This is a genomic window from Pyxidicoccus fallax (assembly GCF_012933655.1).
Taxonomy (GTDB): domain Bacteria; phylum Myxococcota; class Myxococcia; order Myxococcales; family Myxococcaceae; genus Myxococcus; species Myxococcus fallax.
Genome location: NZ_JABBJJ010000206.1, coordinates 1 through 22,895, shown reverse-complemented (window position 1 = coordinate 22,895; position 22,895 = coordinate 1). Strand labels below are relative to the sequence as shown.

Genomic DNA, 22,895 nt, shown 5'->3' with positions numbered 1-22,895 from the left:
CCCCTCCACCCCGCCCCACTCATCGTCCCATTCCTTCCCAACTTTTCTCTATCCGGGAAATTTCTTACCCCGTTGCATTCAGCACACCCGAAGTGTATATTTCCCTTCGCCTTGTGAGACCCACGGGCAGCGGGCCACCCCTTTCATCTGCGTTCTCCCCTCCGAGTCAGGAGCGACCCGCGTAGCACCGCAGACCGCCCCCCACCTGCGATTCTCTTCTCGATTACGGGGCGATCTGCACTTTTCACCGCGGACCGCCCCATCAGCAGTGATCCTCATCTCGACCGGGGCGGTCCGCACCCTTCACCGCGGACTGCTCCTTCAGCAGCGATCTCCATCTCGACTCCGGAGCGGTCCGCACTTTTCACCGCGGACTGCTCCCTCATCAGCGCGCCTCATCTCGATTCCGGGGCGGTCCGCACTTTTCACCGCGGACCACTCCCTCAGCGGCGATCTCCATCTCGACTCCGGAGCGGTCCGCACTTTTCACCGCGGACTGCTCCTTCAGCAGCGATCTCCATCTCGATTCTGGAGCGGTCCGCACCTTCCACGACCGCGCTCCGTCGTCGGCGCAGCGCCACGGCCGAGGCCACCATCGCGGCACGAGGCGGGCTTCGGCGCGCTGGCCGAGGGGCCGCGTCACCTCACCGGTCCAGCCGCCGACGTGAGCGGGCGCGCGCCGCCTCCAGCGCGGAGTCCACTCCACCCTCTCGGGGCTTCGGTGCCTCCGCCGCGCCCGGCTCTGGCGTCGTCCCCCGCGCTTCGCCTCCGGACTCCGTGACACGCGGCGCGCTCTCGGGCGGAGCGGCGCGAGTAGCAGGAGCCTGGGCAGCCGTCACCGTCGCGCCCGCAACCGGAGCCACCTTCCGCACACGGGGCGCGGAGAGGAAGCGGCGCACGGCCACCTCCGCCAGCAGCACGGCCAGGGCGAACCCCACCAGCCACGGGGCCAGGGGCCAGCGTCCCTCGGACTCGGGGGCTTCCATGAAGAGGCCCGTCATGGACAGGCGCTCCACGCCGCCGCCCACCGCCGCCACGGCGCGCAGCAGCTCCAGTCCCTCCTTCGCGCTGCCCGGCTCGAACTCCGGCGCATACGGCAGCGACACCGGCGGCGCGCGCAGCGCCCGCGAGCCCAGGCGCACCACGGGGTGCCACGTGCCGCTGCCGTCCAGCGGGTACTCGGCCACCAGCCGGTCCTCGTCCTCCCAGCGCATGGGCCGCTCCTTCGGCGCGGAGCGCCCGTCCCCGGGCAGCAGCACCAGCGTGGGCAGCGCGCCCGGAAGCGGCTCGCCCGGAGGCAGGTCCAGCGTCACACGCAGCAGGTGTCCCCGGCGCTCGGAGCGCACCACCGCCTCGCCCAGGGGCGTCGAGCCCGCCAGCGTCCAGCGCACCATCGCCTCAAGCGCCGCGCGCAGCGCGCTCCACTGGCGCAGCTCGCCGGTGAAGGGGCCGTCCACCTCCGCGGTGAAGGCCACCGTGCGCCCCGCGCCGCGCGGCCACATCGCCAGGAGCGGCGCGGCGTTGGTGTCCAGCGTGCGCAGCGCCACGCTGGCCCGGGGCTTGAGGTACGTGAGGTTGTAGCCGCCCACCTGCGGCAGGCCCTCCGATGGCAGGCGGCCCAGCAGCGGCAGGTCCGGCGCGGCCTCCAGCGACGCGGGCTCGTCCACGAAGGTGGCGCGCGCCACGGTGAGCGTCTCCTGGCTGAAGATGCGCGGCAGGCTCACCGCGTCCTCGGCGAAGTAGATGCGTCCACCGCCGCGCGCGGCCACCTCCTCCAGCAGCTTCGCGTCCGAGTCCTGCGGCGTGCCCAGGCCGATGACGGACACCGTCACGTCCTCGCCGCGCAGGTCCGCCAGCGTGCGCAGGTAGTCGTCCGGCTCCTCGGAGTCCGACGCATCGGAGAAGAGCAGCACGTGGCGCGTGGCCTTCTCGCTGCGGAGGATTTCCTTGCGCCCCACGCGCAGCGCCTCGCCCACGTAGATGCCGCCACCGCCGCTGAAGCCCCGCGCCACTTCGCCCAGCGGCAGGCCGTCCTGCACGGAACTGAGTGGGAAGATTTCATGGGCCTCGGTGTCAATCATGTGGACGGAGGCCTCGTCCTTCGGGTTGAGCAGCGTGAGCGCGGCGACGACGCCCTCGGCGGCCAGCTCCATCTTCGTGCGCCCGTCGGGCACGGTGACACCCATGGAGCACGAGCAGTCCATCAGCACGCTGAGCGCCACGGACGCGCGGCGCTGCTCCTCGCGCATCTCCAGCGACACCGGCAGCAGCGGCTCCACCGGCGAGGCCCGGTAGCCGCCCTCGCCGAAGCTGCTGCGCCCGCCCGTCATGACGAGCCCACCGCCAGCCTGCTCCACGTACGCCGCCAGCGCGTTGAGGCCCGGCTCTCCCAGCGCGTTGGCGTCCACGTTCTCCAGCACCACGGAGCCCACGCCATCCAGCTCGTCCAGCGTGAGCCGGAAGGGCGCGCGGACGTCCACCTGCATGCCCGTGGCCCCGAGCGCCTGCGCGAGCGTGCCCCGGGGCTGGTTCGTCAGGAGCAGCACGCGCGGCGGCCCCTCCACGCGCAGCACCGCGAGCCCCTTGTCGTTCTCCACCACGCCGTCGCCCGGGGCCTCCACGACGAGCTGGTAGCGCACGAGGCCCGGCTCCTCCACCAAATCTCTCAGCGGCAGCACGTTGGCGCCGGGCACGAAGTCGAAGGGCCCCTTCACCAGCACGCGGCCGTTGCGCTCCAGGCGCACGGTGCCGGTGACGGCCGCCGAGGCATGCACCACGGCGGAGAACTGGAAGGGCTCGCGCACGGCCACCGCGGAGGGCACGTCCAGCGAAACGACGGCCACGTCCAGCGGTGGCTCGGGACGCGCCAGATGGCGCCAGTCCACCGCGAGCCCCCGCGCCGCCAGCCGCCGCGCCGCGCCGCGCGCGTCCACTCCCGTGGCCCGCCCGTCGGACACCACCAGCACCCGGCCGGCGCGCTCGGCGGGGATGAGCGCTCCCGCCGCGTCCAGCGCCGCGGACAGGTCCGACGCCTCCGCGTCCACCGGCCGCGTGAAGCCGCCGAAGCGGCTGGTGGCGGACAGCGGCTGCTCCACGCGAGGCTCGCGCCCGAAGGCGATGACGCCCACGCGGTCTCCCAGCCGCCGCTGGTTCTCCAGCAGGGTGATGAGCTCCTGCGCGGTGCGGTCCACGTCGCGGGGCATGGAGGCGGAGCGGTCCACGAGGACGACCACGTCGCTGCCCGCGCCGGCCAGCCGCAGCTCGGGCCCGGACAGCGCGCCCACCACCAGCACCAGCAGCCCGGCGCGCAGCCACATGGGCGGGCCCGGCCGCCGCCCGTACTTCCAGAGGAAGAGGCCCAGCGGCAGCAGCAGCACCCACGCCTGGGGAAGGGAGAAGGACATCGCCCCGGGAGCCTAGCGCCTTGCGGGGAGGATTTCCGGAAGGCCCGCCGGCGCTGCCTCGTTCCACGACGGCCAGAGCGACAGGACGCGCGAGACCTGGTGACGCTCCTCCCAGGAGAGGTTGGCCCACAGCACCCGGGCGTCATCGGCGAAGGACACCTGGAGCGTCTGCAGGAGGGTGTTGAAGGAGCAGTCCACCTCGGCCGGCCGGCACACGAGGACGTCGTCGAGCAGGGACTTGGAGTACCTGCGGCTCTCCAGCTGGCGCAGCATCCGGTCCAGCGCCTCCTCCGGCAGCAGCAGGAGCTGGTCCACGAGCTGGCGAAGCGAGAGGGGGACGTCGTCCTGGTTCCGCCCGGCCCGCGGGGAGCCGGGCTGCTCCGCCTCGGTGAGGCTGTCGAGGATGTCCCCGGGGAAACGCTTCGAGAACCAGACGACGCTGCCGGGCCGCAGCATCAGCAGCCCGTCCGGCCCCCCGTTCGTCACGCCGAAGGCCTCCTCCGGCATGGAGCGGAACACGGGGACGACGGCGACGATGAGCCGGGGGTCCCGCGAGACGCCCGCGTGACGGAACTCCTTGCGGCGCCGGATGGACAGGAGCGCCGCGAGCAGCCCCGCATTCGGCACATGGCGAAGGGTGAGGCGCTGCCGGTGCAGCGTGACAGTGCCCGTGAAGCGGTTCACCGAGAGGTTCTTCTCGACGTTTCCGGAAGGCCCCCGGGTGCTGTCGCGAATGGAGGACAGCGACACCTGGACCAGGTCTCCCCGCCGGGGCTGCCAGAGGAGCCGCTCGGTGGTGAGCCAGTACCAGCCGGAGCGCAGGTACGTGACGAGGAAGGCGGGCACCAGCAGCGGCACCACGGCCCAGGGGCTCACGAGCCAGGCCACCAGCAGGCCCAGCGCGAGGAACGTCGCGAGCAGCCACGGGGGAGGAAGCACCGCTTCTCCCACCAGCACCTGCTGCTCCCCTTCCTTCTGCAGCAGCGGCAGCGGGCGCAGGACCACGGCCCGGAGCCGCCGGAGGCGCTCGGACAGCAGGGGCTGCTCGCCCACCCGGACCCGCCGGGCGACGGCCGCCGAGAGGAGCTCGCGCGCCGCCTCCAGCTCGTACAGAAGCACGCCCGCCGTCTCCGGCTCGCGCGAGGCCCGCCGCTTCAAGGACGCGAGCGCCGCGAGCACCGCGGGCTCCGACTCGATGGCCTCGTCCAGCAGCTCGGGCCGCAACCGCAGCTTCGCCTTCCAGCTCCGCTTCCCGATAGCGGTGGACAGCTCGTAGTAGCGCTCCAGGGCGGCCTCGATGACCTCGAGGCCACCTTCGAGCCGCAGGCGCAGGCCCTCCCATCCGGAGGCCTCGGAGGCGTCTTCACGGGCGGGGGCCGCGGACCGGAGGAACATGCCCGGCAGTCTAGCGACGCGGTGTCTGTGATTCGAGGTGGGGTACCCGCCGCGTGACGTAGAAGTCCGCCACCAGTGCGACGAGCAACAGCACCAGGGGCCAGCGTGCCCGTCCCGGCGCGCTGCCGCGCTCCTCTTCATCGGACGACTCACGCGCCGCCACGTCCGCGGCGCCGCGCCCGCGCAGGTCCGACTCGCGAGCGTCCAGCGCCAGCACCTCCGCGGAGTCCACTTCGTCCCCGTCCCGCTCCAGCACGTAGCGGCCGGGCCCGGAGGGCGGCGGCAAATCCACCGCGCCCGCGCCGAACACCGGGCGGCTGCCTCCCGGACCCACCAACGTGTACCGGGCGCCGGCCTCCGTCACCACGGGCAGGGGCTCGCCCAGGGTGAGCTGCCGCCGGGGGAAGCCCTCCCGCGTGCGCCGTGCCTCGCGCACCACGTTGCCCAGCAGCACCGGCCACGCCGCCACGCGCTGCACGTTGGAGCGCGTCAGGTCCACGTTGAGGTGCACCCGGCCGCCCTCCTCCTCGGACACCAGCACCGCCTCGCCCGCCGTCATCAGCGGACGTCCGGGAGGGTTGTCCCCCGCCGTCCACCGCACGCCCGCGAGCTGCACGTCATCCAGCAGCGGGTGCCCCTTCTCCGAGAAGAACGGCCCCACGAAGGTGCGCGGCTTGCCCGGTGCCCCCACCGTCACCCGCGCGTCCGTTCCGCGAGGACCGAAGAGCAGCACCTCCTCGGGAGACGCGCCCTCCTTCGCGCCGTCGCGCTCCACCTCCGGGGCCACCGCGAGGAAGCGCTCCAGGGACTGCCGCTCGGGCGGCGCGAGTCCCTCCGCCAGTCCCACCGCCACCGGGCGGATGGGCGAGGGCGGCAGACTCACGCGGCCGTCCTCGGGCAGCGCGTCGTCTGGCAGGGCCACCTCCACGTCTCCGGCGCCCTGGAAGGTGAGCCGTACGGTGGTGGTGCCCTCGTCGGGCAGGCGCACGCGCTCCACGCGCTCGGTGCCCTCCTTCGCGCCGGGGCCGGGCTTCGCGCGCACCCGCGCCTCCACCTCCTGGGGCCCCGCGCCGAAGCGGGCCACCCGCAGCGTCACCGTGGCCGTGCCTCCCTCGTCGCGCCGCTGCGCGGAGACGAGCGCCACGTTGTCGCGCCCCGCGCCGAAGGCCATCCACCGCACCGAAGCAGGCACGAGGGCGGGGGCCTCCGGGGGCGCGTCCGTGAGGAAGACGACTCGGCGGCCAGCGCCCGCCAGCTCCTGGGCCCAGACGAGCGAGGGCATGACGTCATGGTCCGCGCCCATCGCCTGGAAGGACTCCAGCGCCGCGAGCGCCCGCGACGGCTCCGCCTCGGGCCCCGCGAGCACGCGCGGCGTGACGCCGGAGGCGAGCACCGTCACCTGCGTCGCCCCGTCCTCCTCCACCCGCTTCGCGGCCTCCCGGCGCGCCTTCTCCAGCACCGGGACTCCGTCCGGCCCCCGCGCGGACATGGAGAGGCTGCCGTCCACCACCAGCACGAGGTGCCGCGTCCGCGCCGTCTCGCCGAGCCGCACGTCCGCGAGGAACAGCGCCGCGGCCACCACCGCCAGCGCCTCCAGCAGCAGCGAGGCCTCGCGCGTGAAGCGCTCCCAGCGCGGCCCTGCCTCGGCGCGCGGACGCGGCGTGCGCCACAGGAACAGCGCGCTCACCACCACGGGCTTCTGCCGGCGCCGCAGGAAGTACGCCGCCACCAGCGGCACGAGGGCACCCAGCGCCAGCAGCCCCCACGGGAAGCCGAAGCTCATGCCCGACCTCCAGAAGGAATCGCCGGGCGCGGCGACTCGACGGCCCACGCCACACGCCCGCCGGAAGCGCCGAGGCTCACGCCCCACCTCCCGCGACGAACAGCGGCCGCAGGGGCCCCGCGACCAACGCGGCCAGCGCGTCAGGCGCCGGAGCCGTGAGCAACGCACCCCGCGCCCGCACGGCCGCGGCCCTCAAGGAGCGCTGGTGCTCCGCGAACCTGCGCGCGTACGCGGCCAGCACGTCCTCCGTCAGCAGCTCCTCCAGCGCCGCGTCGCTCTCCGAGTCCACCAGCCGCGCGCCCTCTCCGCCCGACGGGTCCAGGTCCTCCGCGTCCAGCACCTGCACCAGGAACAGCCCCGCCGCCCCGCGAGACAGCCGCGAGCACAGCGCCGGCAGGTCCGCCTCGAAGAGGAAGTCACTCACCACCACCCGCAGGCCACAGGGGCGCAGGGGAGGCAGCCGCGCCAGCGAGGCCGACAGGTCATCGCGCGCGTCGAACGTCGTGGCATGTAGCGCCGCGCGGCAGGCCGGCCCCTGGGCCCGCTCCGGCCGGGCCCCCGCCACCAGCAACGTGGGCGTCAGCCCCTGCCTTCCCGCCACCTCCGCCGTGAGCAACGCCAGCTCGCGCGCGCACGCGGCCTTGCGCGGCGACAGCGCCATGGAGCGAGAGCCGTCCAGCACCACCTCCACGCGCGGAGACACCTCCTCCTGGCGGACGCGCAGCACCATCTCCCCGGTGCGGGCCACCGCGTTCCAGTCCACCTGCCGCAGGTCATCGCCCGGCTGGTACGCGCGGAAGTCGTGCAGCTCCAGCGAGCTGCCGGCGGACGTGGCGCGCACCTCGCCCACCCGGCCCCGGTGGGGCACCCGCGGCAGCGCCAGCCCCAACCCCGGCACCAGCCGCGCGACGGCCGCTTCGTCCATCCCCGCGCTCACGAGGCGTGGACCCGCTTCTCGCGCTCGACGAGCACCCGGTCCGCGGCGAACGCGGCCAGCACCGTCACGCCCACCACGAAGGCCAGCAGTTCCCACGACATCTTCGACCCGGCGGAGGAGTACTCGTACGTACCGAAGTTCGCCGCGCCCATGATGGGGTTGAGGAGGTTGAAGAGGCCGTCATCCGCATCCAGCCCCACCAGCACGGCCACCAGCGGAGGCAGCGAGGACGCGAGCCCCACCACGGCCATCACCAGCAGGCGCAGCGCCCCGGGCGACGACAGCCGGTCCGAGCGCGGCATCCGCCCCAGCAGCACCGCCACCGAGATGTAGAAGATGCCGTAGGTGGGTATCGCCACCGTCACCATCCGCATGGCCATCCCGCGGTCCGGGACGCGCGGGGACATGAACTCCAGCCCCACCCACAGCGCGGCCCAGGCCGCCAGCAGCAACACCCCCAGCCGGAAGCCCCGCACCGCGCCCGGCCGCAAGAGCGACCAGGGGCGGGTGGACGCGCGCATCGGCCTCGCGAGCCCGTCCACGTCCGTCGCCACGAAGAGCACCACGGCGATGAGGTGCAGCGCGCCCATGATGCCGAACACCTCCGCCACCGTGTGGTCCTTCCCCTCGGCCCACCACACGGCCACGCCGCCCAGCGCGGCGAGCAGCACCTGCGTCAGCAGCGCGCGGCGGGGCCCCCGGGTGTAGTCCTCCGTGGGCAGCGCGAGCCGGGACGCGGCCGTCTCGAACAGCAGCCACCCGTCCGTGAGCATCAGCGCCAGCCCCACGCCCACGGCATAGAGGAAGTCGTCGTCGCCCAGCAGCCGGTCGCCCGCTTCGACCATCGCGAAGGCGGCCACCAGCCCGTACACCACCGCCGCGCCCAGCGTGCCCAGCAGGAGGAAGTGCACGAAACCGCGCGTCAGGCGGCCGCCGGCCAGCGTCGCCGCGCACACGCCCACCACCGTGCAGAAGACGAGCCACGCCGCGCCCAGCGACAGCACCGCGAGGATGGTGGGCAGGGCGATGCCGTTGAGGAAGTAGCTGAAGAGGAGGAAGGGCCCCACCGCGGAGGCATACAGGGCCGCCTGCACCAGGTAGGAGGCCACCTTGCCGAGGAGGATGCGGCGGGGCCCCAGCCCGGTGAGCACCAGCAGCACCCACGTCTCGTCCTCCCGCTCCCGCGCCAGCGAGCGGTACGCGTTGTAGGGAATGACGAAGAAGTGCACGAGCCCCAGGCACACGAAGAAGGCGAAGAAGTAGTACCGCCCGCTGCGCGTGTACTGGGCCTCGCGCGTATTCACGTAGGCGATGAGCGACAGCACCACGCACGCCAGCAGCATCAGCCCGAAGCACACCCAGAAGATGCGCGTGCGCAGCCCCTGGCGGACCTCCTTCACCACCAGCGGGTTGAGCCGGTCGCCCCACCGCTCCCACCACGGCGGCGCGCCGGACGTCATGCCACCGGCGGAAGGCGCCGCCGTCTCCGGGGGCGTGCTCGCGGCCGTGTCCACGGGCGTGCTCACGCCACCCTCCCCTTCGTCACCGTCATGAACGCATCCTCGAGGTTCCGCTCCCGCGCGCTGAACGAGCACACCGGCAGGCCCGCGGACACCAGCGCCGTCAGCAGCACCGCCGCCGCCGCGTCCACCTGCGCGGGCCCCGTGCCGGGCTCCAATTCCAGCCGCACGCGCAGCGCCTCGCCCTCGCGAGCCACGTGCACCACCCGGGGCTGCTCCAACAGCAGCCGCTCCGCGCGCGCCCACACGGCGTCCCCTTCCGCGCCCGCGGCCAGCCGCACCGTCAACTCCGGGGCCACGGCGGAGCCGCCGCCCTGCTGGAGGATGTCCTCCACCTTGCCCGTGGCCAGCAGGCGCCCCTGCTCGATGATGGCGCAGGTGTCACAGATTTCCGCCAGCTCCGTGAGGATGTGGCTGGAGATGATGACGGCCTTGCCCTGGTCCGCCAGGGCGCGCAGCAATTCACGCAGCTCGATGCGGGCGCGCGGGTCCAGTCCGTCCGCCGGCTCGTCCAGCAGCAGCAGCCGCGGGTCGTGCAGGAGCGTGCGCCCCAGCGCCACGCGCTGCCGCATGCCCTTGGACAGCGCCGTGGTGAGCTTCTGCGCCAGCGGGGTGAGGCCGGTGAACTCCATGACGGACTCCACCCGCTCCCGGCGCTGGGTTCCCTTCAGCCCGTAGGCGCGCGCGAAGAAGTCCAGGAACTCGAAGACGGTGACGTCGTCGTAGGTGCCGTACCGGTCCGGCATGTAGCCGATGAGCGGCCGGGCCTTGTCCGGCGCGTCCACCAGCGAGTGCCCGTCCAGCAGCACCTCGCCGGTGGTGGGCACGTCCAGCGTGGCGAGGATGCGCAGCGTGGTGCTCTTCCCCGCGCCGTTGGGGCCGATGAAGCCGAGGATGCTGCCGGCCTCCAGCGTGAAGGACACGTCGTCCACCGCGCGCAGCGAGCCGAAGTCTCGCCGCAGCCCCTTGACCTGGAGGAGGCTCATGACCCCACCTCTTCCACCTTGCCGCGCACCACGTGCACACCCGCCTCCAGCTCCACCGGCATCGCCGCGCTGGGGGCCATGCCCGGCCCGCCCATGCGCACGACGAAATCGCCTTCGGACAGGTCCGTCTGGAAGCCGGGCTTGCCGTTCACGAGCCGCTCCCACAACGACGTCGACAGCTCATGGAGCTGCTCCCTCACCGGATGGGACATCTCACCGTACGGCACCGGGGCGTCCAGCGTGGCCTCCGCGCCGTCCTCCAGCCCGGACAGCCGATAGTACGCGCCACCCCGGCGCAGCCAGCCCGCCTCCACCCGGGCGCCCAGCGCGTTCTGCACGCGCAGCGCGCCGCCGTCGCTTCGCACCACCAGCCGCGCGCGCGAGGGCAGCACGGACACCTCGCCCCACTCGCGGTAGGTACGCGGCGGCAGGAAGCCCCGCGTCACGGTGAGGCCGCCCGTCCAGTCCAGGTCGGCCACCACTTCGTACTGGTCGTCCGGCGGCAGCAGCACGCTGGAGAGGGGGAGCTTCACCTCGCCCGGGGACAGGTTGGCGTACCAGCCCGCCACGCCGAGCGTCACCGCGCGGGAGCGCGCCCCGTCCAGCCACGTGAGGCTGTAGCGCGCGGCATGCACGGCGAAGCCGTCCACCAGCACCGACCAGGCGATGAGCGCCAGGCACGTGACGAGCGACACCACCGGCACCGCCACCAGCACCGCCACCGGCCCGCGGCGCCGCGCGAGCATCAGCCCGCCCGGCCCCACCGCCAGCGCGAAGGCGAAGATGAGCAGCAGGAAGCGGCCCACCGGCGCGCGGGCGCTCTCCAGCAGGGGCGAGGCTCCTTCCGTGAGCGAGGAGCCCCGCTCCCAGCTGGGGGGCGGACCCTTCGGCATCACCGGCCCCTGCTCGGCGCCTTCCCGCAGCAGCGACGTCACGGCCTCCACGCACGCGGCCGGGTCGCCACACCGCCGCACGACGCCGAAGCCGTAGAGCACCTCCGGGCGGGTGTTGCTCTCGGACAGGAGCGGCAGACGCTCGACCAGGTCACGCGGGGGACGGGTGAGGACGAGCCGGCCCCCGGAGATGGCATAGGCCTCGAGGACGGCCCACACGTCCGCGGGAATCGAAGCCGCGTCACCGACGAGCACCACGGGGTAGCCCACGTACGAGGCCAGCTCGCGTGGGGCCTCGCGCTCCTCGAGGAAGCGGGCGAGGAAGAGGGGCTCGTGCTCCCCCTCCGTCTCCTTGAGCCCGGTGTCCGCCTCGAAGTCCTTCCGCGCGCCCAGCACCAGCACGGCCTCGTCGCGCGAGCCGTCCATGTAGAGGGTCTGTAAGATGCGCCGCTGTCCGGGCACCCGCACCTCGAGGTTGCCGCCGCGCACCGCCGTCGGCACCGGCAGCCAGGCGACGACGCGCTGGCGCGGGCCCACCTCCACGGAGCGCTCGATGACGCGCGCCTCCTGGCCATAGTGCCCCCGCAGGGACAGCAGGGCCTGGAGCGGCGCCGGACCGCTGTTCTGGAGCACCACCTCCACCGGCGTGTAGCCGCGCGGCGGCATGAGCACGCCGGTGCGGATGGCGACGCGCAGGTCGCCCTCCTTGTGGACCTCCAGCTTCTCCGTGGCCACGCGGTAGCCGGAGCGGGGCGTATCCGGATCGACCGGATCCACATGGGAAACCGGCGTCCGGGCGAAGGCGCGCGGCGCCCCGGCGAGCGCGAGCAGCAGCGCGGCGACGAGCACGCTACGCACGGGGCACCTCGGGCACGGCCTGCATGAGGGCGCGCACCACGTCCGGCGCGGTGACCTTCTCCAGGGACGCCTCGTAGGCGAGCACCAGCCGGTGGTTGAGGGCGGCGGGCGCGGTGGCCACGACGTCGTCGAAGCCCACGTTGGGCCGGCCGCGCAGCAGCGCCAGCGCACGCCCGGAGGCGGCGAGCGCGAGGGCCGCGCGAGGGCTGGCGCCATAGCGCACGAAGCGGCGCACGGCGTCGGGAGCGGAGGGCTGCCGCGGGTCGCTCGCCTCCACCAGCCGGCCGATGAAGTCCGCGACGGGGCCGGGCAGGTGCACGCGGTCCACCGCGGCGAACAGGCGCGAGAGGCCCCCCACGTCCAGCACGGGGGACAGCTCCGGCGGAGCGCCGCGCACGCGCGTGGTGAGCAGCGTGCGCAGCGTCTTCGCGCCCACGGGCGGCACCTGGATGCGGAAGAGGAAGCGGTCGAGCTGCGCCTCGGGCAACGGGTAGGTGCCCTCCAGCTCGATGGGGTTCTGCGTGGCGAGCACGAAGAAGGGGTCGGGCAGGGGACGCGTCTGCCCGAGCACCGTCACGCTGCGCTCCTGCATGGCCTCCAGCAGCGCGGACTGCGTCTTGGGACTGGAGCGGTTGATTTCGTCCGCGAGCACGAGGCTGGCGAAGAGGGGGCCCTCGCGGAAGACGAAGTCACGGCGGCCCTCGCCCTCCAGGACGTAGGTGCCGGTGATGTCGCCGGGGAGCAGGTCGGGGGTGAACTGGATGCGGCGGAAGGGCAGCGACAGCAGCTTCGCCAGGGCCTTGCACAGCTCCGTCTTGCCCAGACCGGGCAGGCCCTCCAGCAGCACGTGGCCGCGCGCGAGCACCGCCACCACCACCTGCTCGACGACGGCCTCCTGGTCGAGCAGCACGGTGTTCAGCCCGTCCTTGAGCCGTGCCGCCACCTCCGCCGCGCCCTGCGCCTCCGCGGGACTGAGAAGCTCCGCTGCCACGTGTTCTCCCCTTCCTGACAACGACTACTGACCCCCGAAGTACCGCTTCACCAGGTCGCGGTTGCGAGGCAGCAGCGGCGCCGCACCGGGCCCCGCCGTCGCATCCCCCCGTGCCTGGGTGCCCTGCCCCTGCGCCGGCCCCGCCGGCCCCGCGCGTCGCTGCGGGTTGGCGGCCTTGAGGCCCCACAGCTCCTCGGCCTCCTCGCCGCCCTGCCCCGGTGGCAGCGGCTCGAACGCGAGCCGCTCCGGGTCCATCTCCGCCTCGTCACCGAAGACGAGGGAACGACTCTCTCCGCCCCGCCCTGCTCCGGCACCCTGTCGGACGTTCCGGCTCGCATGGCCCGGGCCCATCTCGCCCGGGTTCTCCCCCTCCTCGCCCTCGCCGGAGCCGCCGCGTCCCTTGCCGGACCTGCCCTGTCCCTGGCGACGGCCCTCGCCGGAGCGCTGCCGGGCCTCGGCCCGCTCCCGCGCCTTCTGGGAGTCGAACCGGTTCTCCAGCGACTGACGCCGGCGTTCCAGCGACTCGCGGAGGCTGGCGATCTGGTCCGGCGAACCCGAAGCCCGCGCGCGGGCCCGTGCCTGCGCGGAGCCGGACTGCTGGCCCTGCTGGCCCTGCTGGCCCTGCCCCTGTTGCGCCTGCTCGCCCTGGCCCTGCTGTCCCTGCTCGCCTTGTTGCCCCTGCTGACCCTGTTGGCCCTGCTGACCCTCGCCCGTCTCCAGCTCCGACGGGTCGCCGCCCTGCTCCGAAGCGTTGGGGGCTCCCTCGCTCAGCGCCATCAGCGCGCGCTCCAGCTCCTCACGCTCGCGGGCGGCGGCCTCGGCGCCACCGGCGGCGCCCAGGGCGTCCTCCAGCTCGCGCGCGGCCTCGGCGGCGCGGGACAGCTCGGCGGCGGCCTCGGCGGCCTTCTCCGAAAGCCGCTTCTCCATCGCGTCGGCGGCCTCCCAGTCTCCGGCGTCGAAGCGGCCCGCGGCGACCTCCTCCGCCAGCCGGCGCAGCTCGTCCTCCACGGACTGCTCCAGCCGCTCCTCGCGAGCGAGCGCCTCGGCCTGGGCCTGCACGGCGGCCACCTTCGCGGCGGCGGCGGCGTTCGCGGGACGTCCGCGCGGCGCGGGCAGCGGCAGCAGGAAGCCGGCCACCGCGAAGAGCACCGCGCCCACGAGCGCACCGGCGGGGCGGCGCCACTCCACCTGGGGAGGCCTCACGGCGCTGGCGAGCTGGTTGACGGTGAGCTCCCACTCCCCGACGGGGCGCTCCAGGCGCGTGAGCAGCAGGCCCCCGGCGTTGGCCGAGCGGTCCGCGAGCACGGCGGCATGCTCCAGCGACACCCCCCGGGAGCGGGCGCGCCAGAACCACCACGCGAGGCCCGCGGCCACCAACACAGGCAGGGCCCACACCCCGGCGCCGCGCAGGAGCAGGCGGGCCAGCACGCACGCGGTGGCGGTGGCCCACACCGGGGCGATACCGGCCTCGGCCCAGGCCACGGCGTTGAGACGCCGCTGCACGCGCCGGACGGGCGCGAGCACCAGGGCCTGGAAGCGGCGTTCTTCGCTGGCAGCCATGAAGGAGGAACAGTGTCGGACACTCCCCCCACTCCCTACAAGCGACGCCGGGCTGATGCGTCGCGGACCCACCGCGGGCGGTCGAATCCGGCGCGCCGCGCGAGGGAGTCTGGCCCTGGCGTATGCTGGCGGGTCTGGAGGGTTCCACCATGAATCCTGCTTCGTGGGCACCTGCCGTCATCGGGCTGCTGCTGCTGGCCGGACCCGAAGACCGCGCCCGGAACGCACCTGCGTCCCCGGAGGCTCCGGGCGGCGCGGAGGCCTCGCGCACTCCGGAGGAGCCCGGCGTCCTGGTGGACCTGGGCATCCAGAAGATCGACCTCCTGCGCGTGCAGAGCGTGGCGCACAGGATGGAGAAGGACTGGTGGGCGGTGGTCATGGCCTCGTACAGGGACAGACGGCCCGGTGATGAGCTCCCCTTCCGGGTCTTGCGGAGCGCGGATGCGGGCCGCACGTGGAGAGAGGACCCGGAGCGCACCGCCGCGCTCGACCCGGTCGCCGCCAAGGCAGACTCCAACCTCGACTTCTTCACCTGGTACACGCCCGACGTCGGAGTCCTCGCCGGGGGCGTGTCCTCGAAGGTGTTGCGCACGGTGGACGCGGGGCGCACCTGGCAGCCCGTCGCCCTCGCCGAGAAGCTGCGCGTCTACACCTGGGAGCACGTGGGCGGACGCACGTGGCTCTGTGGCTCCTCCGGGAATCTCCATCGCAGTGACGACGCGGGTGCGAGCTGGCGCATGCTGCGGAACTCCCCCTTCACCGAGTTCGACAACTGCGCGTCGTTGTCCTTCCTCGACGCGGAGCGGGGCTGGGCCTTGAGCAAGGAAGGCCGCGTCTGGGAGACCTCGGACGGTGGGGAGCACTGGCGGCCACTCAAGGCCCCTCCATGGTCCGGGAAGCCAGAGCAGGTGGTCCGCCTCACGCCCAAGGTGGGCTGGCTCGGGGGCGCCCACGCGGACCGCTTCAAGACCCTGGACGGCGGGAAGACGTGGCACGCCCAGCCCCTGTCCCCCGAGCAGATGGACGCGGACCCGCGCCTCGCGAGGACGCCAGCGGGCCAGCCCGTCATCACCCTGGGAGCCACCAGCGGGGCTCCGGAGACGTGGGTTCCCGCCATGAGGGAGTACACGGTCCCCATGGGCAAGGACACGGTGGTCGTGCTCGAGGGACGGTACCTGCGCGCCTACGTCTCGGGCCGGCTGCGGTGGGCGGGGCCACTCCGGAGCGCGGGCACGGGAGTGCTCACGCCCCTGGAGGGGATGGCCCGGAAGTCCCCCGAGGAGTGGCTCGGGTGGACGGGGGAGCACGCCGTCGCCACCTTCGACGCGGGCCGGAACTGGGTGCCGGTGGGCCGCTTCCCCAAGACGCCCGTGCGGCGGCTCTTGTTCCTGGAGGGTGACAAGGTCCTGGCCAGGGCGGCGGACGGCACGCTGATGCGCTCCACCTCCCACGAATTCGGGAGCGACTGGCGGACCACCACGGATGCAATGGACGCCTTCGACTTCGCGCGACGCACCCGCCTCGCGTCGGACACGTCCCCCGCGAGCGCCCCCTTCGAGTGCGTGCTCGCCGCCGCGCCCGCTTCCCTGAAGGTCCAGTTCGACCAACTGGGTTGCTTCCACTTCATCAAGAATTCGCTCAGCCTGGAGTTCACCCAGCAGGGCGTCAGACTCTCCGGGGTGCTGACGAACGGGGAAGAGGACTCCCAGCGCATCGAGCCGCGTGTGCTGTCGCGTGCCGAGGCGGAGCGCATCGTCCAGTCCCTGGCGAAGGCGACCACCGGCGAGGAGCAGAAGCCTGGCTGCGGCTCCACCAGCTCCCTCGAGGCGGCCATCGAGTGGACCTGTCCCGCCAGCGCCGAGACGTATGGGAAGCTGGAGCTCTCCGCGGACGACTGCCGCTCCGACGACAACGAACCCTCCCGTGCGCGGGCGGCCCTCGTGCACCAGGTCGCGAAGCAGGTGCTGAAGGACGCCTCCCGCTGAGGGCGGCGTCCTCCAGCCTCAATCCAGGGACGCGCGTCCCGGGTGGGTTTCAGTAATTGAACTGCAGCTGCACGCGGGTGAGGTCGCCGCGCTCCTGCTCGTACGGATAGCGCGAGGAGGTGCGGTCGGAGATGTCGTACGCCAGCGTCAGCTCCAGCGCCTTGATGATCTGCCACTCCACGCCCAGCTCCAGCTCCTTGACGTCGTAGCGCGGGGCGTTCGTTTCGAACTTCTTGCCGCCCTCGTAGATGGTGCCGCGCACGTAGGGCACCAGCGCCTCGCCGACCACGTCGTCCAGCTTGAGCATGACCTGCGCGTAGCCACCGCGCAGCCGGCGGCTGTCGATGATGTACTGCTCGTTGTCCTCCGCCTCGCCCAGCGAGGGCCCCTTGCCGAAGTTGTACTCGGCGACGAAGCCGATGGGCTGCGGGTAGATGACGAGACTGAAGGCGGCGCGGGCATCCACGAGGTCGTTCTCTCCGGCCAGCGCGTAGGGCGCGCCGTCGCGCGGCGTCACGGTGACGTTGTACTTGCCGTAGTACGCGGCGACGTTGACCTCGACGAACTGCTTGCCGAAGAGGAAGGGCCAGGCCACGCGTCCCACGACGTGCAGGTTGTTGTTGCGCTCGGGGCGGTTGGCGTTCTGGCCGTTGTAGATACCGACGCCCACCACGCCGTAGTCACCCGAACCCTTCAGGCCGCTGTCGACCAGGAACTTGAAGCGCTCGCGAATCTCCGCGGGCGCCCAGTAGCCGAACACGCCCAGGTCGCGCTCGTCGCGCAGGGCGCTGTTGAGCGCGTCGTTGCGGTCCAGCGGAAGACGGTTCTGGCTGGACTGGAGGTTCTCGAAGCCGAACGGCACCTTCGACTGGCCCACGCGGAAGCGGAACTCCTTCTTCTTGTCCAGGAAGATGTCCGCGTACAGGTCGCGCAGGATGGCGACGTTGTACTGGTCGCCGATGACGGACGCGAAGTCCGGCTGGATGTAGATGGAGACGTGGTCGCCGATGTCACCGGAGATGACGAGGCGCGCCCGGCGGATGCCGAAGTTGTTGTTGTCGCCGATGAAGCGGTCGCCCTGGTCGTTCACCAGCTCGGGGTTCTCCCGGAAGCTCGGTAGCCCGTTGTGACGGACCTGGGTGTAGCCGCGCAGCCGGAGGCGCTCGTACCAGGGCTTGTCCTTCTCCTTCTTCTCCTCCTTCTCCTTTTCCTTCGGGGGCTCGGCGGGCGCGGCCTCGGACGTGGGCGCGGAGGGCGTCACGGGCGCGGAGGGCTCGGAGGGCGGCGCGGCCTCGGTGGCCGGAGGGGTCGCCTCCTGGGCCCCGGCGGCGGGAGCAAGGAGCAGCGAGGAGGACAGCAGGACGCCAAGGAAGGATCGGTACGAAGCGGTGGAAGTCATACGCGTCGGCATCACAACGGGCGCGGGGGCGCACCCGACCTGGATGTGGCGCACCCGTTACCGGAAGGAATGCGGTGCTACAACGTCCCGTCCCCTGTGTTTGCCGCGACGTCACAGAGGTATGAACTCAGTGACAGCCGGGTGACATACGGGTAGCGGAGCCGTGTCCCACCTGTGCCATCGCGATGGGGGCTGTGCTCCACTTCACACCCACCACTGCCCTGAACTGAACCCACCCGCGTGGCCCCGGGTTGCCCTCGTACCCACCGCGCTGTCGGAATGTCCCTCCAGGGCTGAACGGGCCTGGTGCCAGGGGGCGACATGACGACGAAGACGTTGAAGCCGAACGAGGTGCGCCAGCCGCGAAAGGACTTCTTCGAGTCGGTCTGCAAGGCCCGCGGCAACGAGGTGCTCCAGCGCGGCCAGCGGGCGCGCTCGGCGCCGGAGCTGTTCGGCCCGGCGGAGAAGCTGCAGGCGCCGGCCAACCTGACCGCCTTCGTCCCCTCCCCGCCGCCGCCCGAGCCCTCCTGGCGCGCCGGCATGGGCGCCATTCCCTACGACGGCGGCACCACCTTCCGCGTCTGGGCCCCCAACGCGCAGCGCGTGCAGGTGGTGGGCGAGTTCAGCCACTGGCACGCCGTGGAGCTGGCGCGCGAGCCCTCCGGCAACTTCTCCCGCGACGTGCCCGGCGCCCGCGGCGGCCAGCAATACCAGTTCATCATCCAGGGCCGGTACGGCGACTGGCGCTGGCGCAACGACCCGCGCGCCGCGGACGTCACCCACTCCACGGGCAACAGCGTCATCCTCGACCACCGCGACTTCGTGTGGCGCTACGACCACCACTTCCACATGCCGGCCTTCAACGAGGTGGTGCTGTACGAGCTGCACGTCGGCACCTTCCACGACTCGCCCGGCTGGGGCCCCGGCCACTGGCTGAGCGCCATCGACAAGCTGGACTACCTGAGGGACCTCGGCGTCAACATGGTGGAGCTGATGCCCTCCGCCGAGTTCGCCGGGGACTTCTCCTGGGGCTACAACCCCACCTTCCCCTTCGCGCCGGAGACCTCCTACGGCACGCCGAACGACCTCAAGCGCTTCGTGGACGAGGCGCACCGGCGCGGCATCGGCGTCATCATGGACGTGGTCTACAACCACCTGGGGCCCAGTGACTTGCCGCACTGGGACTTCGACGGGGAGACCTTCGGAAAGGGCGGCGTCTACTTCTACCCGGACGCCCGCGCGGCCACGCCGTGGGGCGAGACGCGTCCGGACTACGGCCGCCACGAGGTGCGCGACTACCTGCGCGACAACGCGCTGATGTGGCTGCGCGAGTACCACATGGACGGCCTGCGCCTGGACGCCACGAAGGAGATTCGCAAGGCCAACGGCATGGACAACCCCGCCGGCTGGGAGCTGCTGCGCTCCATCTCCGAGGCGGTGAAGCGCGAGTTCCCCTGGAAGCTCCTCATCGCCGAGGACATGGGCGGCGACGGCGCGCTCACCCATCCGCACGGCGCCGGGTTCGACTCGCAGTGGGACCCGTCCTTCGTCCACCCGGTGCGCGCCGCGCTGGTTGCGCCCTTCGACGAGTCGCGGGACTTGAACGCCGTCCGCGACGCCCTGTACGCCCGCTACAACGGGCAGGCCACCCAGCGTGTCATCTACACGGAGAGCCACGACGAGGTGGCCAACGGCCGCAGCCGCATCCCCTCGGAGGTGGCGCCGCACGACACGGGCGGCCGGCTCGCGAAGAAGAAGTCCCTGCTGGGGGCGACGCTCACGCTCACCGCGCCCGGCATCCCCATGCTCTTCATGGGGCAGGAGTTCATGCAGGACGGCCACTTCGACGATGGCCAGCCGCTCGACTGGAACAAGGCCGGCTGGTTCGGCGGCATCCGGCAGGCGTACCGGGACCTCATCCGCCTGCGCCGCAACTGGCACGACACGAGCGCGGGCCTGCGCGGCGAGCACATCCACGTCTTCCACCAGAACTTCGCGGACAAGGTGCTGGCCTTCCACCGCTGGCAGCACGGCGGCCCCGGGGACGACGTGGTGGTGGTGGTGAACCTCGGCCACCGCGCCTTCTCCTGGTACGAGCTGGGCCTGCCCTCGGACGGGCTGTGGAAGGTGCGCTTCAACAGCGACTGGGCGGGCTACGCGCCGGACTTCGGCAACACGCACACGCATGACCTGTGGGCGTCGTGGGGCGGACGCGACGGGATGCCCGCGAGCGGAGGACTCGCGTTGGGCAGCTACAGCGCGGTCATCCTCTCCCGGGACCGGTGATAGAAGGACGGCATGATGAAGACGCTCCGCACCGGCCTTCTCGTCGCGCTCGTGTCCCTGGGCCTCGTCATGCAGGCCCGGGCGTCCGAGCCCGCCCCCCCGAAGTCCGCGGCCCCGAAGTCCGCGGCGCCCAAGGGTGACAAGAAGGCCGCGAAGCCAGCCCCGTCGCTGCCCGTGCCGCCCTACATGCCCGAGGGGGCACGCGCGGCGCTGCGCCAGAAGATGGAGCGCCACGGGCAGGCGATGACGGACCTGATGCTCGGCGTGATGCTGCTCCAGTACGAGGTGGCGGGCGATGCGGCTGGCCGCATCGTCAACGAGCCCCGGCTCGGCCGTCCCATTCCCGGTGGCGACGACGAGCTGAACTCGCTCCTGCCCGAGCGCTTCTTCACGCTCCAGGACGAGCTGCGCTCGCGCGCCCAGGCCGTGGAGGCCGCGGCGAAGAAGCGGGATGACGCGGCGCTGGCGGAGAGCTTCGGCCAGCTCACGCAGACGTGCGTCAGCTGCCACTCCGTGTACCTGAACCACCGCCCGTAGTTATCTTCGGCGCGTGCTCCTCGCCCGTCCTCCAGACCTCGCGCCGCGCGCCCCGTGGCCGGACATGCCGCTGGTGGTCTGGCCCGCCGCGCTCGCCATGTGGGGCCCGGGCGACCAGTCCTCGAAGCACGCGCACCACGCCATGCACCTGGTGCTCTGCCGCCAGGGCACGCTCACCGTCCGCGCCGCGGGCATGAAGACCGCCGAGCGCGCCGCCGCCGTCCTGGTGGGCCCGGACGTCTCCCACTCGCTCGACGCGCGGGGCAGCGACGTCCTCCTCCTCTTCGTCGAGCCGGAGAGCGATGACGGCGCCCGCCTCCAGGCCTCGCTGGAGGGCCCGGTGCGCCTCTTCGACGAGGCCCGGCGCGACGCCCTGCTCGCTCCCCTGCCGGCCGCCGGCCCCATTCCGCACGAGGCGGTGGGGCCCTGGATGGAGGCCACACTGCAGGCCCTCTCCGGCACGCCCGAGCCGCCCCGGCGCGTCCACCCGCGCGTGCGCAAGCTCCTGCGCCACCTGCGCTCGGAGCCCGCGCCGGAGGACACGTCGCTGGAGGCGCTGTCCGAGGTGGCTGGCCTGTCCACCGGGCGCCTGATGCATGCCTTCACAGAGTCGCTCGGCGTGCCGCTGCGGCCGTACCTCCTCTGGCTCCGGCTCCAGCGCGCCGCGGGGGCCATCGCCGCCGGCCGCACGCTGGGAGAGGCGGCGCACGCGGCGGGCTTCTCGGACTCGGCGCACCTGACGCGCACCTTCCGGCGCATGTTCGGCACCACGCCCTCGTCGCTCCAACGTCGCAGCCAGTTCGTTCAAGCGAAGGCCCGGCCCGGCGCCGCATCTTGAGGGCATGAACGGCGGGCCACCCCGGCTCGCCCCTGCCTTCGAGGAGCGCCGTCATGTCCTTCGCCCTGTTGCTGCTGACCTTCTTCGCCCTGCTGCACCTGCCGCCCCTGCGCCGCCTGCCGGCGCTCGCCACGCCCGCGGACCGCGCCGCCGTGGCCGCTGGCCTCTTCTTCATCGGCGCGGGCGTCATGCACTTCCTCATGCCCGCGCGCTACGAGGCGATGATTCCCCCCCAGCTCCCGTCGCCAGCCTTCTGGGTGTTCCTGTCCGGCGTGGCCGAGGTCGCGGGCGGCGTGGGAATCCTCCTGAGGCGCACCCGGCGGCTCGCGGCACTGGGGCTCATCGCCCTGCTGGTGGCCATCCTCCCAGCCAACATCCACGAGGCGGTCTCCAACTCGGCCTCGCACGTGCTGCCCTTCCCGGACTGGTACTTCTGGCTGCGCATCCCCTTCCAGCTCGTCTACATCGCCTGGGTGGCGTGGGCTGGTGGACTGTGGCGCAACATGGCACGTGCGAGGCTGGAGGCTCACGGTTAGCTTCGCGGCCCCATGCACTTCCGCAAGCTTGGTCGCAGTGGTCTGGACGTCAGCGAAATCTCCTACGGCAACTGGATTACCCACGGCTCGCAGGTCGAGGAAGAGGCCGCGCTCTCGTGCGTGCGCGCGGCCCTCGACGCGGGCATCACCACCTTCGACACCGCGGACGTCTACGCGGGCACGAAGGCCGAGGAGGTCCTCGGGCGCGCGCTGAAGGGCCAGCGCCGCGCCGGTTACGAGCTGTTCACCAAGGTCTACTGGCCCACCGGCCCCGGGAAGAACGACCGGGGCCTGTCCCGCAAGCACATCCTGGAGTCCATCGACGGCTCGCTGCGCCGGCTCCAGACGGACTACGTGGACCTCTACCAGGCCCACCGCTTCGACTTCGAGACGCCGCTGGAGGAGACGATGCTGGCCTTCGCGGACATCGTCCGCCAGGGCAAGGCGCTCTACATCGGCGTCTCCGAGTGGACGGCGGACCAGATTCGCCAGGGCGCCGCGCTGGCCCGCGAGCTGCGCGTGCCCTTCATCTCCAACCAGCCGCAGTACTCCATGCTGTGGCGGGTCATCGAGTCCAAGGTCATCCCCGCGTCCGACGCCGAGGGCCTCGGGCAGATTGTCTGGTCCCCGCTCGCCCAGGGCGTGCTCACCGGCAAGTACCTCCCCGGCAAGCCGCCGCCCGCCGGCAGCCGCGCCACCGACCCCAACGGCTCGCGCTTCATGACCCGCCTGCTGTCGGACGACGTGCTCACCCGCGTGCAGCAGCTCCAGCCGCTGGCGAAGGAGGCGGGCCTCACCCTGGCCCAGCTCGCCATCGCCTGGGTGCTCCAGAACAAGAGCGTCTCCTCCGCCATCATCGGCGCCACCCGGCCCGAGCAGGTGCACGACAACGTGAAGGCCGCGGGCGTGAAGCTCGAGGCGGAGCTCATGCGCCGCATCGACTCGGTGCTCGGCCCCGCCGTGCAGAGCGACCCGGCCCTCACCGAG

At 72.6% G+C, this 22,895-nt stretch carries 16 protein-coding genes; 6 read left to right on the top strand and 10 right to left on the bottom strand.

The window, feature by feature from the left end:
• Positions 1 to 644: 644 nt before the first annotated feature.
• The 9 genes from HG543_RS33795 to HG543_RS33745 all read right to left on the bottom strand — a co-directional run bounded on the left by HG543_RS33795 (position 645) and on the right by HG543_RS33745 (position 14,327).
• Positions 645 to 3,404: a VWA domain-containing protein gene (locus HG543_RS33795; RefSeq protein ID WP_169349049.1), complete on the bottom strand. Its 2,760-nt coding sequence runs from the start codon at positions 3,402 to 3,404 to the stop codon at positions 645 to 647.
• A gap of 12 nt (positions 3,405 to 3,416) precedes the next feature.
• The gene (locus HG543_RS33790; RefSeq protein ID WP_169349048.1) at positions 3,417 to 4,799 is read right to left on the bottom strand and encodes a hypothetical protein; all 1,383 of its coding nucleotides are present in this window, start codon (positions 4,797 to 4,799) and stop codon (positions 3,417 to 3,419) included.
• A 10-nt stretch (positions 4,800 to 4,809) separates the two neighbouring features.
• Positions 4,810 to 6,582 carry a vWA domain-containing protein gene (locus HG543_RS54655; RefSeq protein ID WP_211194343.1) on the bottom strand — a complete coding sequence of 591 codons (1,773 nt, stop codon included), beginning with the start codon at positions 6,580 to 6,582 and terminating at the stop codon, positions 4,810 to 4,812.
• Between the two features lie 76 nt (positions 6,583 to 6,658).
• Entirely contained in the window at positions 6,659 to 7,507 is an 849-nt protein-coding gene (locus HG543_RS33770; protein ID WP_211194342.1) for a DUF58 domain-containing protein, read from the bottom strand.
• A gap of 8 nt (positions 7,508 to 7,515) precedes the next feature.
• Positions 7,516 to 9,045 carry an ABC transporter permease gene (locus HG543_RS33765; RefSeq protein ID WP_171818727.1) on the bottom strand — a complete coding sequence of 510 codons (1,530 nt, stop codon included), beginning with the start codon at positions 9,043 to 9,045 and terminating at the stop codon, positions 7,516 to 7,518.
• Positions 9,042 to 10,025 carry an ABC transporter ATP-binding protein gene (locus tag HG543_RS33760; protein ID WP_169349046.1) on the bottom strand — a complete coding sequence of 328 codons (984 nt, stop codon included), beginning with the start codon at positions 10,023 to 10,025 and terminating at the stop codon, positions 9,042 to 9,044. Before HG543_RS33760 ends, HG543_RS33765 begins: the two co-directional genes overlap by 4 nt.
• A complete protein-coding gene (locus HG543_RS33755; protein ID WP_169349045.1) occupies positions 10,022 to 11,776 on the bottom strand; it encodes a hypothetical protein in 1,755 nt (584 codons plus the stop codon). Before HG543_RS33755 ends, HG543_RS33760 begins: the two co-directional genes overlap by 4 nt.
• Positions 11,769 to 12,767: an AAA family ATPase gene (locus HG543_RS33750; protein WP_171818726.1), complete on the bottom strand. Its 999-nt coding sequence runs from the start codon at positions 12,765 to 12,767 to the stop codon at positions 11,769 to 11,771. Before HG543_RS33750 ends, HG543_RS33755 begins: the two co-directional genes overlap by 8 nt.
• A 24-nt stretch (positions 12,768 to 12,791) precedes the next feature.
• Positions 12,792 to 14,327, bottom strand: coding sequence for a hypothetical protein (locus HG543_RS33745; protein ID WP_169349044.1), 1,536 nt, complete (start codon positions 14,325 to 14,327; stop codon positions 12,792 to 12,794).
• Positions 14,328 to 14,476: 149 nt separating this feature from the next.
• Here HG543_RS33745 and HG543_RS33740 point away from each other — a divergent pair, with 149 nt between their 5' ends.
• Positions 14,477 to 16,312 carry a YCF48-related protein gene (locus tag HG543_RS33740; protein ID WP_169349043.1) on the top strand — a complete coding sequence of 612 codons (1,836 nt, stop codon included), beginning with the start codon at positions 14,477 to 14,479 and terminating at the stop codon, positions 16,310 to 16,312.
• 49 nt (positions 16,313 to 16,361) lie between these two features.
• On the opposite strand, the gene HG543_RS33735 is transcribed toward HG543_RS33740, so the two are convergent.
• Positions 16,362 to 17,711 carry a porin gene (locus tag HG543_RS33735; protein ID WP_169349042.1) on the bottom strand — a complete coding sequence of 450 codons (1,350 nt, stop codon included), beginning with the start codon at positions 17,709 to 17,711 and terminating at the stop codon, positions 16,362 to 16,364.
• A 321-nt stretch (positions 17,712 to 18,032) separates the two neighbouring features.
• Here HG543_RS33735 and HG543_RS33730 point away from each other — a divergent pair, with 321 nt between their 5' ends.
• The 5 genes from HG543_RS33730 to HG543_RS33710 form a co-directional block, all read left to right on the top strand.
• Positions 18,033 to 19,997: an alpha-amylase family glycosyl hydrolase gene (locus HG543_RS33730; protein ID WP_169349041.1), complete on the top strand. Its 1,965-nt coding sequence runs from the start codon at positions 18,033 to 18,035 to the stop codon at positions 19,995 to 19,997.
• A gap of 12 nt (positions 19,998 to 20,009) precedes the next feature.
• Positions 20,010 to 20,534 (top strand): cytochrome c, encoded by a 525-nt coding sequence (locus HG543_RS33725; protein WP_169349040.1) that lies wholly within the window; start codon positions 20,010 to 20,012, stop codon positions 20,532 to 20,534.
• A gap of 64 nt (positions 20,535 to 20,598) precedes the next feature.
• Positions 20,599 to 21,372: a helix-turn-helix domain-containing protein gene (locus tag HG543_RS33720; RefSeq protein ID WP_169349039.1), complete on the top strand. Its 774-nt coding sequence runs from the start codon at positions 20,599 to 20,601 to the stop codon at positions 21,370 to 21,372.
• A gap of 53 nt (positions 21,373 to 21,425) precedes the next feature.
• The gene (locus tag HG543_RS33715; protein ID WP_169349038.1) at positions 21,426 to 21,908 is read left to right on the top strand and encodes a DoxX family protein; all 483 of its coding nucleotides are present in this window, start codon (positions 21,426 to 21,428) and stop codon (positions 21,906 to 21,908) included.
• 12 nt (positions 21,909 to 21,920) lie between these two features.
• A partial coding sequence (locus tag HG543_RS33710; RefSeq protein ID WP_169349037.1) for an aldo/keto reductase family protein occupies positions 21,921 to 22,895 on the top strand: 975 nt, incomplete at its 3' end.